Raw genomic sequence first — 12548 nt, 5'->3', positions numbered from 1 at the left:
GGCTACATCCGCCGTCGCATCGCCACCCAGGCCTCTGCAAGTCCCTCGCGGAAGGCGGGCGCCGCGATGGCGATCAACCGCGCCGCGCGCTGGTCGAGATCGGCATGGCGCAGTTCCGCCGCGCCGAATTCCGTGACCACGACATCGACATCCGCGCGCGTCAGCGCCACCGGCGTGCCCGGCGCGAGCATCGGCACGATTCGCGAGACGCTGCCGCCCCGCCCGGTGGCGAGCAGCACCGTCACGCCGCGCCCGCCCGCACTGCGGCGCGCGCCGCGCATGAAATCCGCCATGCCGCCATGGCCCGAGACCTGGCGCCCTTCCACCATCTCGGCATTCACCTGGCCCAGCAGATCGACCTCCACCGCGCCATTCACCGCGACCAGGCGCGGCAGCCCGGCGAGGACCGCGGCGTCATGGGTGTGTGAGACGGGGCGGAAGGCAAGGTTGCGCATCGCGGCGAGCCGCGCATAGAGCGAAGAACTGCCGAGTGCCACGCCCGTGGTCGCGCGCGTGATGACACCCGAATCGACCAGCGCCATCGCCGCGTCCCCGATCATGCCCGTGTGCAGCGTGAGGTCGCGATGCGTGCCGAGCGCGCCGAGCACGGCATTCACCGCCGCACCGATGCCCGCCTGCAGCGTATCGCCCGGCCGTACGAAAGCCGCCGCCGCCTGGCCCAGCGCCGCCAATGCCGGGTCGGCCTTGTCCGGCGGCATCTCGGGCGAGGCCGAGGGCCCATCGACCAGCGCCTGCAGATCCGACACGGCGAAGGTCACGCCATCCGCAACGAAAGGCAGGTTCGGGTCCACCACACCCACCAGCGCCGCGCCCGACCCTGCCAGCACCGGCACGAAATCATGCGCCAGCGCCAGCGAGACCCGCCCGGCGACCGGCGCGCTGCAGCGGAACCATGCCATGTCGCAGCGGGCCTCGCCGGCGAGGAAGGCGGCGCTCGCGCTGTAGTGCAGCGGGCGGTAGCGCACGCGGCCGGCGGCGAGGCCCTCACGCAATTCCGGCGTCATGAACAGCGCCTCCAGCGGCGCGAGGTGCGACAGGTCGCGGCGATTCACGCCGGCGATGGGCAGTTGCACGAAGGAAGCCCCCGCCAGCGCCGCGGGCTGCGCTGCCGCCGCATCGAGCAGGGCGAGTGGCTCGCCCGCGCAGCCTGCGACGAAGATGCGCAGGCCCGGGCGCAGACCGCGCAGAAAGGCGGCGGGCGAGAGCATCGGAACGGCTTGCGCGCGGGACATGCTTCCGTTGATATGTCCGGACAAGTTTCGTGGCAAATGGAACCGCGCTTGGGCTCGCTGACCGAGGACCTCACGTCGCTGCTGGCGCGGCCGATCAACACCGGCGATCGGCGCCGCGCCGCGTTGCATCTGCTCGACTGGCTCGGCTGTGCGACGGCCGGCGCGGCGAGCGAGGTGGGCGGGGTTTTCCGCCGCCATGCCGCGCAACAACCGACGGGGCCCGCGCGCGTGCTGCGCGGCGGCGCGCATGGGGCGCGCGATGCGGCTTTCGCCAATGGCGCCTTCGGCAATGTGCTCGAGATGGATGACGTGCATCGCGCCGCGATCCTGCATCCGGGCCCGGTCGTTGTGCCCGCCGCGCTCGCCCTCGCCACGGCGCGCGCCGCTTCGGGCACTGCGCTGCTCGATGCCATCCTGCGCGGCTATGAGGCGGAGATCCGCATCGGCCGCGCCATGGGTCCGGCGCATTACCGGCAATTCCACCCGACGGCGAGTTGCGGCCCCTTCGGTGCGGCGGCGGCCGCCGCCTCGCTGCTGGGGCTCGATGCCACGGCGACGGCCTGGGCGCTGGGCAATGCGGGCACGCAGGCGGGCGGCGTGTGGCAATGCCGGGCCGAGCCGGTGATGACCAAGCAGTTGCACACGGCGCGCGCCGCTGTGATGGGGCTGGAGGCCGCGCTGCTGGCGGCGGAGGGGCTGAGTGGCCCGCGCTTCATCCTGGAAGGCGCGCTTGGCTTTTTCGCTGGCCTCGCCCCGGATGCGCGGCCGGAGCGCGTGCTGGCTGCGCCCGAGGCACCCTGGCTCATGCATGAGACGAGCTTCAAGCCCTGGCCTGCCTGCCGCCATTGCCATGCGGCGATCGATGCCGCCCTCGCGCTGCGCGACCCCGCCGCCGCGCCGATCACGGCCATCACCGTCGCGACCTATGCCGATGCCGTCGCCTTCTGCGATCGCCTGACGCCAACGACGACGATCGAGGCGAAGTTCTCGCTGCAGCACGCGGTGGCCGTGGCGCTGCAGGATGGCCCGCCACCGCTCGACGCCTTCGATCCGCCGGCCCTGTCGCGGCCCGATCTCGCGGCGCTGCGTGGCGTCATCCGCGTGGAGGCCTCGGGCGACTTCACCGCGCGCTACCCGGCGCGGTTCGGCGCCGCCGTCACCCTCACCCATGCGGATGGCGCGGTGCGGCGCGCGGAGATTCCCGATGCGCTCGGCGACCCGGAGAACCCGCTCGCCGAGGCCGCGCTGGTCGAGAAGGCGCGCCTGCTGATGGCGAGCGCCGGCGTTGCGGCCCCGCAGATCGAGACGGTGATCGCGGCCACGCTCGCCCTTGCCGAGGGCGCGCCGCTCAGCGCCCTCAACGCCGCCCTGCCCTGAGGAGCCCGGCCATGCCCGCCTTCGACTACTTCACCGCGATGGATCATGCCGCGCTGGTGCGGGATTTCCCGATCGGCGCGGATTTCCCGCGCGCCCTGCAGGGGCTCTCCCGCGATGCGTTGCGGGCGCGGCAGGAACGCGATTTCGCGGCGGTGATGGCATTCGCCTGGAAGGTGCCCTTCTACCAGCGCCTCTGGGGGGCGAAGGGCATCGAGCCGGGCGACATACGCGGTCTCGACGACCTCGCGAAGCTGCCGAGCTACGACAAGTCGGATCTGATGGACAGCGTCGCGCGCTTCCCGCCGCTCGGCGATTTCCATGGACAGGAAGCGCACCGGCCGGAGCGCCGCCCGCAGATCATCTTCCAGACCACGAGCGGCACCACTGGCAAGCCGCAACCCCTGCTCTTCGGGCCGAAGAGCCGCGAGGTACAGAACCGCCTGCTCGCGCGCATGTACCTCATGGCCGGCATGACTCGCGACGACGTGGTGCACAGCGTCTATGGCCACGGCCTGATCAATGGTGGCCATTACGTGCGCGAGACGGTGACGCATTGGGTCGGCGCGCGCTTCATGAGCGCGGGCACGGGGGTGGAGACGCGCAGCGCGCAGCAGGTCTTCATGATGCGCGAATTCGGCGCCACCGCCATCGTCGGCTTTGCCGACTACATCAAGCGTCTCTCTGACGTGGCGCGGGAAGAAGGCTTCACCCCCGGGCGCGACATCCCCATCCGCCTGATCTGCGCACATCTGGGCAGCGAGAGCCAGGCGAGCCTCTCCGCCGCCTGGGGCGGTGCCGCCGTCTATGACTGGTACGGCGTGGGCGATACCGGGATCATCGCCGGCGAAGGCCCCGATCGCGGCGGCATGCATGTGATGGAGGACGCGCATCTGCTGGAGATCGCCGATCCCGACACGGGCCTGCCCGTGCCGCAGGGCACGCTTGGCGACATGGTCTGCACCTGCCTCTTCAAGGACGACGTCTTCCCGATCATCCGCTTCAACACGCATGACGTGACGGAGGAGGTGATCGGCGCCAACCCGCTCGGCATTCCCTTCCGCCGGATCCGCGGCTTCCTCGGGCGCAGCGACAACATGGTGAAGCTGCGCGGCATCAACCTCTTCCCCACCGGCATCGGCGCGCTGCTCGTGGAGCACTGCGCGGACGCCACGGGCGAGTTCATCTGCCGCGTGCACCGCGACGGCCCGCGCGATGCGATGACGGTGCATCTGGAGCATCGCGGCACGCCGGAGGCAGGGCTGCAGGCGCGGCTCGAAGGCGCGCTGCGCACGCGGCTCGGTGTCGAGATCACGGTGGCGCTCGAAGCCCCCGGCGCACTCGCGGCGCTGACGCAGGTGGAGAGCCGGCAGAAGCCGATCCGCCTGCTGGACGAGCGCAAGGCATGAGCACGGAGATCGCCGCGCGCCTCGCGAAGATCGCGCGCGAGGATGGCGCCATCGGCGCCTTCTGGGCGATCGATCCGCAGGCGGCCGCGCAGGTGCCGCCGGATGGCCCGCTCCGCGGTGTCGCGCTCGGGGTGAAGGACAATCTCGACGTTGCCGGCCTGCCGACCACGGCGGGCATCGCGGCTTTGCGGGGCCGCATCGCCACCGCGGATGCGCCCGCCGTGGCGGGGCTGCGCCGCGCCGGGGCGGTGATCCTCGGCAAGCTCGCGATGCATGAGGGCGCGCTGGGCGCGACGACCGACACACCCGGCTTCGGCCGCTGCATGAACCCGCTGCGTCCCGGCTACACGCCGGGCGGTTCCTCCGGCGGTTCGGGCGCGGCGGTGGCTGCGGGCTTCGTCACCCTCGCCATCGGCACGGACACGATGGGCAGCGTGCGCATCCCGGCAGCCTATTGCGGCGTGGTCGGGCTGAAGCCGACGGCCGGCCTCGTCTCGCGCCACGGCGTGGTGCCACTTTCGCCGAGCCTCGATCATGTCGGCATGCTCGCAGCCACGCCGCGCCTCGCCGCGCAGGGGCTGGAGGCGATGGTGGGCGAGGACCCCGCCGATCCGATGAGCCGCCCCACGCCGCCCGGCTGGCACGCCGTGCCGCGTGCGGCGCTGCACCACGCCACGCTGCGCCTTGGCCTGCCGCGCCCCGTGCAGGCCGCGCCGATGGAGCCCGCGATCCGCGAGGCCTGGGACGCGGCCATCGCCACCGCGCGCGGGCTGGGCATCGCCGTGTCGGAACTGGCGCTCGAGGGTTGGGATCCGGGCGCCGCGCGGCGCGCCGGCCTGCTGCTGATCGAGGCGGAGGCCGCCGCGCTGCATCCGGCCCTGATCGAGGATCCGCATGCCGCCTCGCCCGGCTTCCGGGCGGCCCTCGCCTATGGGCGCGATGCCCGCACCACGCGGCTGATGCGCGCCCTGTTCCGGCTCGCGGAAGTGCGCGCCGCGATGCTGCGCGCCCTCGATGCCTGCGACGCGCTGCTGCTGCCGACCGCACCGCAACGCGCCTTCGCGCATGGCACGCCCGCGCCGGCCGACCAGGCGGATTTCTGCGCGCCGGCCAATATCGCCGGCCTGCCCGCCATCGCCTTTCCCTGGCCCGCCGCCGATGGCGGCCTGCCCTGCTCGATGCAGCTCATCGGCCGCCCGCATGAGGAGGCGAAGCTAGTGGCGCTGGCGGAGGCGCTTGGAGCACTATCCGTCCAAATGGACGGATCTCGTGCTCCACCGGTTATCGATGCTAACGCGCGGTGAAGCGCGGCGGGCGCTTCTCGAGGAAGGCGCGGTAGCCCTCGGCGAAGTCCTCGCCGGCGAAGAGATCCTCGAAGAGCGCACGCGTTGCCGCGTTCTCCTCGGCCTCGCCCTGCGCGATCGCGGCGAGCATGCCCTTCACATGCCGCAGCGCGGGGCGCGAGGTCGCGGCGATGGCGGCGAGGCCCTCGGCGCAATCGGCCTCGAAGGACTCGACCGGCCAGAGCCGCTCGATGAGGCCAAGCCGAAGTGCCTCCGCGGCATCGATGGCGCGCGCGGTGAACAGCAGGTCGCGCGCCGGCCCCAGCCCGATGGCGCGCGCCAGGCGCTGCGTATCGGCATGGCTGTAGGCCAGGCCGAGGCGCACGGGCGTGACAGCGAAGCGCGCATCCGCCGCGGCGAAGCGCAGATCGCAGGCCAGGGCGAGCGCGACGCCGCCACCGACGCAAGCACCACGGATCACCGCCACGATCGGCTTCGGAAAGGCGGCCACGGCCTCCACCGCGCCTCGGATCGCGGCGTTGGTCGCCGCGCTGGCCTCGGGCGTGGCGTAGGACTCCGCGAATTCGGCGATGTCGGCGCCGCCGCAGAAATGCCCGCCCGCACCCTCGAGCCGCAGCAGGGCGATGGCCTCATCCGCCGCGGCCTCGGCGAGGAGAGCGGGAAGGGCGAGCCACATGGCCCGAGTCATGGCGTTGCGCCGGGCAGGACGGTCAAGCAGCAGCGTGGCCTGGGAGCCATCGCGAATCAGGCGGAGCGGCGCGGTCATGGGTGCAGCATAGCGCCACGCCTCGATTTGTCCGTACAAATTCCTTGTCGGACCTCGCGACCCGTGCTTGGCTTGCGCCCCACGATACCGAAACTGAGGAGTCTGGCGGCATGCAGCGACGCGACGTGATGCGGATGGCGGGCGGTCTCGCCCTGGCAGGTGCGGCCGGCGGTGCGGCGCGGGCGCAGGCGCCGACGCGCTGGGACGTCTCCATCCCCTGGGGACCCAGCGAATTCCACACCGTCAACGCGCAGCGCTTCGCGACCGAGGTGCGCAATGCGACCAATGGCGCGGTGCAGATGACCGTGCATCCGGGCGGCTCGCTCGGCGTGCGCGCCAATGAGACGGTGCGCGCGGTGGGCGACGGCGTGGTGCCGATGGCCGAATTTGCCGCCTTCCAGAATGTCGGCGACCTGCCGCTGCTCGGCATCGAGAGCATCCCCTTCCTCATCGCCAACTACGATGAGCTCGCGATCATGCACTCGATCGTGCGCGCGACCTGGGAGCGCGAGCTGGAGCGGCGCAACCAGCTGGTGCTCTACATCGTGCCCTGGCCGACGCAGAACTTCTACTTCAAGCGCCCGATCGCCACGGCCGCCGATCTGCGCGGCATCCGCATGCGCACCTATGACCGTGTGACGGCGGACATGGTGACGCGCCTGGGCATGGTGCCGCAGCAGCTGACCAACCCCGATGTCGTGCCCGCGCTGGCCTCCGGCCGCGTCGATGCGGTGATGACCAGCGGCACGACGGCGGTGGCGCAGCGCTACTGGGAGTTCCTGCGCCACACCTACACGACGAACCATTTGTGGGCGTCGAACCTGATGGTGGTGAACCTCGAAGCCTGGCGCCGCCTGCCGGCCGCCACGCGCACCCAGATCCAGGAGATCGGCAAGCGGCTCGAGCCGGAATTCTGGAACGTGTCGAAGGGCGAGCACACCACGCGCATGAACGAGCTGCGCCAGAACGGCATGACGGTGGATGAGCCCACGCCCGCGCTGGTGCAGGCGATGCGGGCCGCGACGGCCACGATGACGGATGAGTTCATCCGCACCAACCCGGCCGCAGGTCCGATCATCCAGGAATTCCGCCGCCGCGTCGGCCGCGGCTGACGGCGCGTCAGCCCGGCGGGGTGGTGAGGCGCTCGACATGGCGCATCACCGCCGCGCCGGCCCGCGCCCAGCATTGATGCCCATGCACCAGGATCGCGATGCCCAGCGCCTCCATGATCTGGCCCGCGGTGAGGCCGGCGCGCAGCCCGGCTTCCGCATGCGCGATGGCGCCCTCCACATGCCCCGCCGCCACGTCGAGCACGATGAAGACCAGCTCCTTGCTCGCCAGCGGAAGATGACCCTCCGGCGGCAGGCGATAGGCGGCCTCGCGCGCGGCGAGATAGGCAGCGAAGGCCTCGGGCGCATGGCGGGCGAGCAAGGCCACGCTCTCCGGCACGGTCCCGAGCGTGGATTCGAAATGCGCATCCGCTTCAGCCATCACGAACTCCTCTTCTGCCGCAAGCAGGCGATGTCGCCGCCGGGCAAGGCTCGCGCCGCCTGGGCTGCGAGCGCAAGTCCCCACACCATGGTGAAGGATCCGAGATGAACGGCATGGTCGAACGCCCGCCGGCCCCGGCCGCCTTGGCGGCTGCGCTGCGCGGCATCGATGCGGCCTGCGCGCTCGGCGCCTGGGTCGCGGCAATCGCCGCAGGGCTGCTGGCGGTGATCCTGATCGTCGAGGTCATCGTCACCTCCTTCTTCGCCTGGTCGCAGCCCTGGGCCGTGGAGTATGCGATCTACCTGCAGGGCATCGTGCTGTTCTGCGGCGCGGGCTGGACGCTGCGCCAGGGCGGGCATATCCGCGTGGCGATCCTGCTGCAGGGGCTGCCCGCGCCGGCGGCGCGCGTGCTCGACATGATCGGCTGCGCCTTCGCCATCGGCGTGCTCGGCTACGCGACCCATGCGCTCTGGCAGCAATGGTTCCGCACCTATGATTTCGGCTCGACCTCCTTCTACCCGATGGGGACGCCGCTCTGGATTCCGCAGGGCCTGCTGACGCTGGGCGTCACCCTGCTGCTGCTGGCCTTCGTTGCCCGGCTGGTGCGCCTGTTCCTGCGCGAGCAGGTGGAAGCCGTGCCGGGCGGCATCAGTGGCGGAGGGCATGAGTGATGACCGGCCCCGTCACCCTCGTCCTCGGCATGCTCTTCGTCACCCTTGCGGGTGGCGTCTGGGTGGGCATCGGGCTGATGTCGATCGGCATCGTGGCGCTCGAGGTCTTCCGCGACATGCGCGTGGATCGCTTCCTCGCCGGCGACATCTGGTCGAGCGTCACGGCGGTGGAGCTCATCACCCTGCCGCTCTTCATCCTGATGGGCGAGATCCTGTTCCACACGCGGCTGAGTGAAAATCTCTTCCGCGGCCTCTCGCCCTGGACGCGCCGGCTGCCGGGGCGGCTGGTGCATGTGAACGTGATGGGGTGCACGCTCTTCGCCGCCGTCTCGGGCAGCAGCGCGGCAACCACCGCAACGGTGGGGCGCATCACGCTGCAGGAATTGCTCGGGCGCGGCTATGACCGACGCCTTGCGGTGGGGTCGCTGGCCGGGGCGGGCACGCTCGGCTTCCTGATCCCGCCTTCGATTCCGATGATCGTCTATGGCGTGGTCGCCGACGTATCGATTCTTGAACTGTTCATGGCGGGCATCGTGCCGGGGCTCGGTCTCGCTGCGCTGTTCATGGGCTACATCGCCTGGCGTGCCTGGCGCGACCCCTCGCTGGTGCCGCCGCAGGAACCCGCCATTCCGCGCGCCGAGGCGATCCGCGCCCTGGGGCAATTGGCGCCGATCGTCTTCCTGATTCTCTTCGTCATGGGCAGCCTGTATTTCGGCTTCGCGAGCATCACCGAGGCGGCGGCGATTGGCGTGCTCGGCGCGCTGATGGTCGCCATCGGGCAGCGGACCCTGACGCTGGCGGGGATGTGGCAGGCGCTGCTGGGCACGGTCCGCACCTGCTCGATGATCGGGCTGATCCTGGTGGGCGCGCTGTTCCTCTCCAAGGCCATGGCGCGGCTCGGCCTGCCGGCGGAGATCGCGGGCGCCATCGAATCCTGGGGCCTGCATCCCTGGATGCTGATCTTCGTGCTGCTGCTGTTCTATCTCGCGCTCGGTTGCGTGCTGGATGGGCTGTCCGCCATCGTGATGACGCTGCCGGTGACGCTGCCGCTGGTGGTCGCCGCGGGCTTCGACCCTATCTGGTTCGGCGTCTTCCTCATCATCACCATCGAGATGGCGCAGATCACGCCGCCGGTCGGCTTCAACCTCTTCGTCATCCAGGGGCTGACGAAGGAGGGAATCTTCAAGATTGCCGGCTACGCTTGGCCTTTCTGCGTGCTGATGATGGTCTTCACGGCGCTGGTCACGGTGTTCCCCGAGATCGTCACCGCCCTGCCGCGCTCCATGCGCGGATGATGCGGGCGCTCGGCGCGGCGATCCGCCGGCACGGCCTGCTGCTGATCGCGCTGGGCGCGGGCATCGGCATCCTGCTGCCGGAGCTTGCCGCAATGACGCGGCCCTGGCTGCTGCTGCTGTCGATCCTGACCATGCTGCTCGCGCTGCTGCGCGTGGAGCCCGCCGCCTTCGGCGCGGTGTTGCGCCAGCCGCTGCACGCGCTGCTCATCCTGGCCTGGGTGACGCTGGGCGTGCCGCTGCTCATCTGGCTTGTGCTGTCGCCGATCCTGCCGGCGGGCTCCGCCTGGCTCGATGCGGCGGTGCTCATCGGCGCGACGCCGGCGCTGATGTCGGCGGCGGCCTTCGCGCTGCTGCTGGGCGCGGATGCGGCACTGCTGACCGTGGTGGCGCTGCCTTCCAACGCGCTCGCACCCGTCTGGCTGCCGAGCGTGGCGGCGATGCTCGGCGTCGGCGCGCAGGTGGAGCCCTGGGCCATGGCGCAGCGCCTGGGGCTGCTTGTCGGCGCGAGCTTCGCCGGGGCGGCGCTGGTCGCCCGCCTGGCCGGGCGCGCAAGGCTGCGCCGGGCGGCACCGGAGATCGACGCGCTGCTGGTGCTCTTCGTCTCGGCCTCCGCCATTCCCTGCATGGATGGCGTGGGTCTCGCGCTGCGGGCGCGCCCGCTGGACTTCCTCGGCATGCTGGCCTTCGCCCTGGTGCTCAACCTCATGCTTCAGGTGCTGGGCTACCTCGTGTTCCGACCCGCACCGGGCCGCACCGCGCTTTCGGCGGGGCTCGTCTCCGGCACACGCAACAACGTGCTGCTGCTGGCAGCGATCGGCCCGCCGGGCGAGAGCGATCTCGGCCTGCTGATCGCGGCCGCGCAGCTCACGCTTTTCGTGACGCCGATCCTGACCGCGCCCGCCTACCGGCGCCTGCGCCCGGCGCATGGTTGAGCGGGCAGGCGCCGCGCGATAGAGGATTGTCCGGACAAGGAAAGGAAGGCCAGATGGTCCAGACCCATGCGGCGATCGGCCCGCAGCGCTACCGCGAGAGCTTCGGCCGGTATTTCGAGGACTTCACCGTGGGCGACATCTATGAGCATCGCCCGAACCGCACGATCACCGAGACCGAGAACACCTGGTTCACGCTGCTGACGATGAACCAGCACCCGATGCATTTCGACGCCGAATACGCAAAGCACAGCGAGTTCGGCCGCTGCATCATCTGCTCACCCTTCACCGTGGCGCTGCTGGTGGGCATGAGCGTGTCCGACGTCTCGCAGAAGGCGATCGCCAATCTCGGCTGGAAGGAGATCAAGCTCACCTTCCCGCTCTTCGCCGGCGACACGCTGCGCGGCGAAAGCGAAGTGCTGGACAAGCGCGAATCGAAATCCCGCCCCAATGCCGGGATCGTCGGCGTGCGCACGCGCGGCTACAACCAGGATGGGAAGATGGTCTGCGAGTTCGACCGCACCATGCTGATCGCCAAGCGCGGCTTCGATGTGGAGCAGAAGGCCGGCTACTAGTCTGATGATCGCGAAATTCGCCTGTGAATTCCGCAATCTGAATCACACCGGTTTCGATAGGGTAGTGGCCTGCTCCTTGCGGGATTTCACAGGCGAATCTCAGGAGCAGGACACCAGAGCATTTCCCGATCCGATGGGAACATCCGATCGGAATTCTTTCCATGGAATCCGCATCCTATGGGGCAGGACATCCCTCTGACAGGACGGATAGTGCCCTGGGCGGCGGCACCGGCATCATCATCGACGCTGATGGTCACCATCCACGCGCCGTGATGGTGCGGCGGCCGCGCCATCCCCACCTTCGGGGGCAACGGCGTTCCGCCGCCCCGCACAAGGATAGCTCAGATGTCGCAGGACAGCCCGCTCTTCGCCCCGACCCAGCTTGGCCGCATCACGCTTGCCAACCGCATCGTCATGGCGCCGATGACGCGCAACCGCTCGCCCGGCCTCGTGCCCAACGCGCTGAACGCCGAATACTACGCCCAGCGCGCCTCGGCGGGCCTGATCATCACCGAAGGCACGGCGCCCGAGCGCATGGGCCATGGCTATATCGACATCCCCGGCCTCTACAACTCCGCGCAGGTCGAAGGCTGGCGCGCCGTGGCGGCCGCCGTGCACGCCAAGGGCGGCAAGATCGCCGCTCAGCTCATGCATGTCGGGCGCATCTCGCATCCGGACCTGCTGGAGGGCGAGACGCCCATCGCGCCTTCCGCCATCGCCGCCCAGGGCGAGATGTACACGCATGCCGGCCCCAAGCCGCTGCCCGTGCCCCGCGCCATGACCGAGGCCGAGATCGCGCGCGCCATCGCCAGCTATGGCAGCGCGGCGAAGAACGCCATCGCCGCGGGCCTCGACGGCATCGAGATTCATGCCGCCAATGGCTACCTGCCGAGCCAGTTCCTGGCCACCAACGCCAACCAGCGCAGCGATGCCTGGGGGGGGTCGATCCCGAACCGCGCGCGCTTCGCGCTGGCCGCCGTGGATGCGGCGGTGGCTGCGATCGGCGCCGACCGCGTGGGCATCCGCGTCAGCCCCGGCGGCACCTTCAACGACATCCAGGATGACGATGTCGAAGGCACCTACACGCATCTGTTCAAGGCGCTGGCGCCGAAGGGCCTGGCCTGGCTGCACATCATGGGCACGCCGAAGGACCTCGACATCGCGGCCCTGGCGCAGAAGCACTATGGCGGCAAGGTGATCCTCGCCGCGGGCTATGACCGCGCGAAGGCCGAGGCCGATATCGGCGCGGGCCGCGCCGAGGCCATCGCCTTCGGCGTGCCCTTCCTCGCGAACCCGGACCTGCCCGCGCGGCTGCGTGCCAATGCCACTCTGAACGCACCGGATGTCGGCAAGTTCTACGGCGGCGGCGCGGCCGGCTACACGGACTACCCCACGCTCGCCGCTTGAGTCTGGCGGCGTGCACGCCGCTCCCCTAGGCTGGACGCCAAGGCAGGGGGAGCGGCGCGTGCGCTTGGACGACC

12 protein-coding genes are annotated in these 12548 nt (G+C 70.6%); 9 read left to right on the top strand and 3 right to left on the bottom strand.

Going from position 1 to position 12548, the window contains the following annotated elements; genetic code table 11:
* Nucleotides 1–2: 2 nt before the first annotated feature.
* The gene (locus tag AC2D9U_RS11810) at nucleotides 3–1253 is read right to left on the bottom strand and encodes an acetyl-CoA hydrolase/transferase C-terminal domain-containing protein (RefSeq protein ID WP_484749143.1); all 1251 of its coding nucleotides are present in this window, start codon (nucleotides 1251–1253) and stop codon (nucleotides 3–5) included.
* A gap of 36 nt (nucleotides 1254–1289) precedes the next feature.
* On the opposite strand from AC2D9U_RS11810, the gene AC2D9U_RS11805 reads away from it, so the two are divergent.
* Genes AC2D9U_RS11805 through AC2D9U_RS11795 form a run of 3 tightly spaced genes read left to right on the top strand, consistent with a single transcriptional unit; the run spans nucleotide 1290 to nucleotide 5340 of the window.
* A complete protein-coding gene (locus AC2D9U_RS11805; RefSeq protein WP_484749141.1) occupies nucleotides 1290–2630 on the top strand; it encodes an MmgE/PrpD family protein in 1341 nt (446 codons plus the stop codon).
* Nucleotides 2631–2641: 11 nt separating this feature from the next.
* Nucleotides 2642–4036: a phenylacetate--CoA ligase family protein gene (locus tag AC2D9U_RS11800; RefSeq protein WP_484749140.1), complete on the top strand. Its 1395-nt coding sequence runs from the start codon at nucleotides 2642–2644 to the stop codon at nucleotides 4034–4036.
* Complete coding sequence (locus AC2D9U_RS11795; protein WP_484749138.1) at nucleotides 4033–5340, top strand: amidase; 1308 nt, start codon at nucleotides 4033–4035, stop codon at nucleotides 5338–5340. Before AC2D9U_RS11800 ends, AC2D9U_RS11795 begins: the two co-directional genes overlap by 4 nt.
* On the opposite strand, the gene AC2D9U_RS11790 is transcribed toward AC2D9U_RS11795, so the two are convergent.
* Nucleotides 5327–6106: an enoyl-CoA hydratase-related protein gene (locus AC2D9U_RS11790; RefSeq protein WP_484749137.1), complete on the bottom strand. Its 780-nt coding sequence runs from the start codon at nucleotides 6104–6106 to the stop codon at nucleotides 5327–5329. The two genes, AC2D9U_RS11795 and AC2D9U_RS11790, sit on opposite strands and share 14 nt — an antisense overlap.
* Nucleotides 6107–6216: 110 nt before the next feature.
* Here AC2D9U_RS11790 and AC2D9U_RS11785 point away from each other — a divergent pair, with 110 nt between their 5' ends.
* A complete protein-coding gene (locus tag AC2D9U_RS11785; RefSeq protein WP_484749135.1) occupies nucleotides 6217–7218 on the top strand; it encodes a TRAP transporter substrate-binding protein in 1002 nt (333 codons plus the stop codon).
* A gap of 7 nt (nucleotides 7219–7225) precedes the next feature.
* Here the strand turns inward: AC2D9U_RS11785 and AC2D9U_RS11780 are convergent, their stop codons facing one another.
* Nucleotides 7226–7597, bottom strand: coding sequence for a carboxymuconolactone decarboxylase family protein (locus AC2D9U_RS11780; protein ID WP_484749134.1), 372 nt, complete (start codon nucleotides 7595–7597; stop codon nucleotides 7226–7228).
* A gap of 104 nt (nucleotides 7598–7701) precedes the next feature.
* Here AC2D9U_RS11780 and AC2D9U_RS11775 point away from each other — a divergent pair, with 104 nt between their 5' ends.
* The 5 genes from AC2D9U_RS11775 to AC2D9U_RS11755 all read left to right on the top strand — a co-directional run bounded on the left by AC2D9U_RS11775 (nucleotide 7702) and on the right by AC2D9U_RS11755 (nucleotide 12474).
* A complete protein-coding gene (locus AC2D9U_RS11775; protein ID WP_484749133.1) occupies nucleotides 7702–8268 on the top strand; it encodes a TRAP transporter small permease subunit in 567 nt (188 codons plus the stop codon).
* Nucleotides 8268–9563, top strand: coding sequence for a TRAP transporter large permease (locus tag AC2D9U_RS11770; RefSeq protein WP_484749131.1), 1296 nt, complete (start codon nucleotides 8268–8270; stop codon nucleotides 9561–9563). Before AC2D9U_RS11775 ends, AC2D9U_RS11770 begins: the two co-directional genes overlap by 1 nt.
* Complete coding sequence (locus tag AC2D9U_RS11765) at nucleotides 9563–10495, top strand: hypothetical protein (protein WP_484749130.1); 933 nt, start codon at nucleotides 9563–9565, stop codon at nucleotides 10493–10495. The genes AC2D9U_RS11770 and AC2D9U_RS11765 overlap by 1 nt, the downstream gene beginning before the upstream one ends.
* 53 nt (nucleotides 10496–10548) lie before the next feature.
* On the top strand, nucleotides 10549–11067 hold the full coding sequence (locus AC2D9U_RS11760) for a MaoC family dehydratase (protein WP_484749128.1): 519 nt from the start codon (nucleotides 10549–10551) through the stop codon (nucleotides 11065–11067).
* Between the two features lie 345 nt (nucleotides 11068–11412).
* Nucleotides 11413–12474 (top strand): alkene reductase, encoded by a 1062-nt coding sequence (locus AC2D9U_RS11755; protein WP_484749127.1) that lies wholly within the window; start codon nucleotides 11413–11415, stop codon nucleotides 12472–12474.
* The last annotated feature ends 74 nt before the right edge of the window (nucleotides 12475–12548 follow it).

It is taken from the genome of Roseomonas sp. TF40 (genome assembly GCF_057219975.1).
Note: the sequence above shows the minus strand (reverse complement) of the source record. Positions and strands in the feature narration are given on the sequence as shown.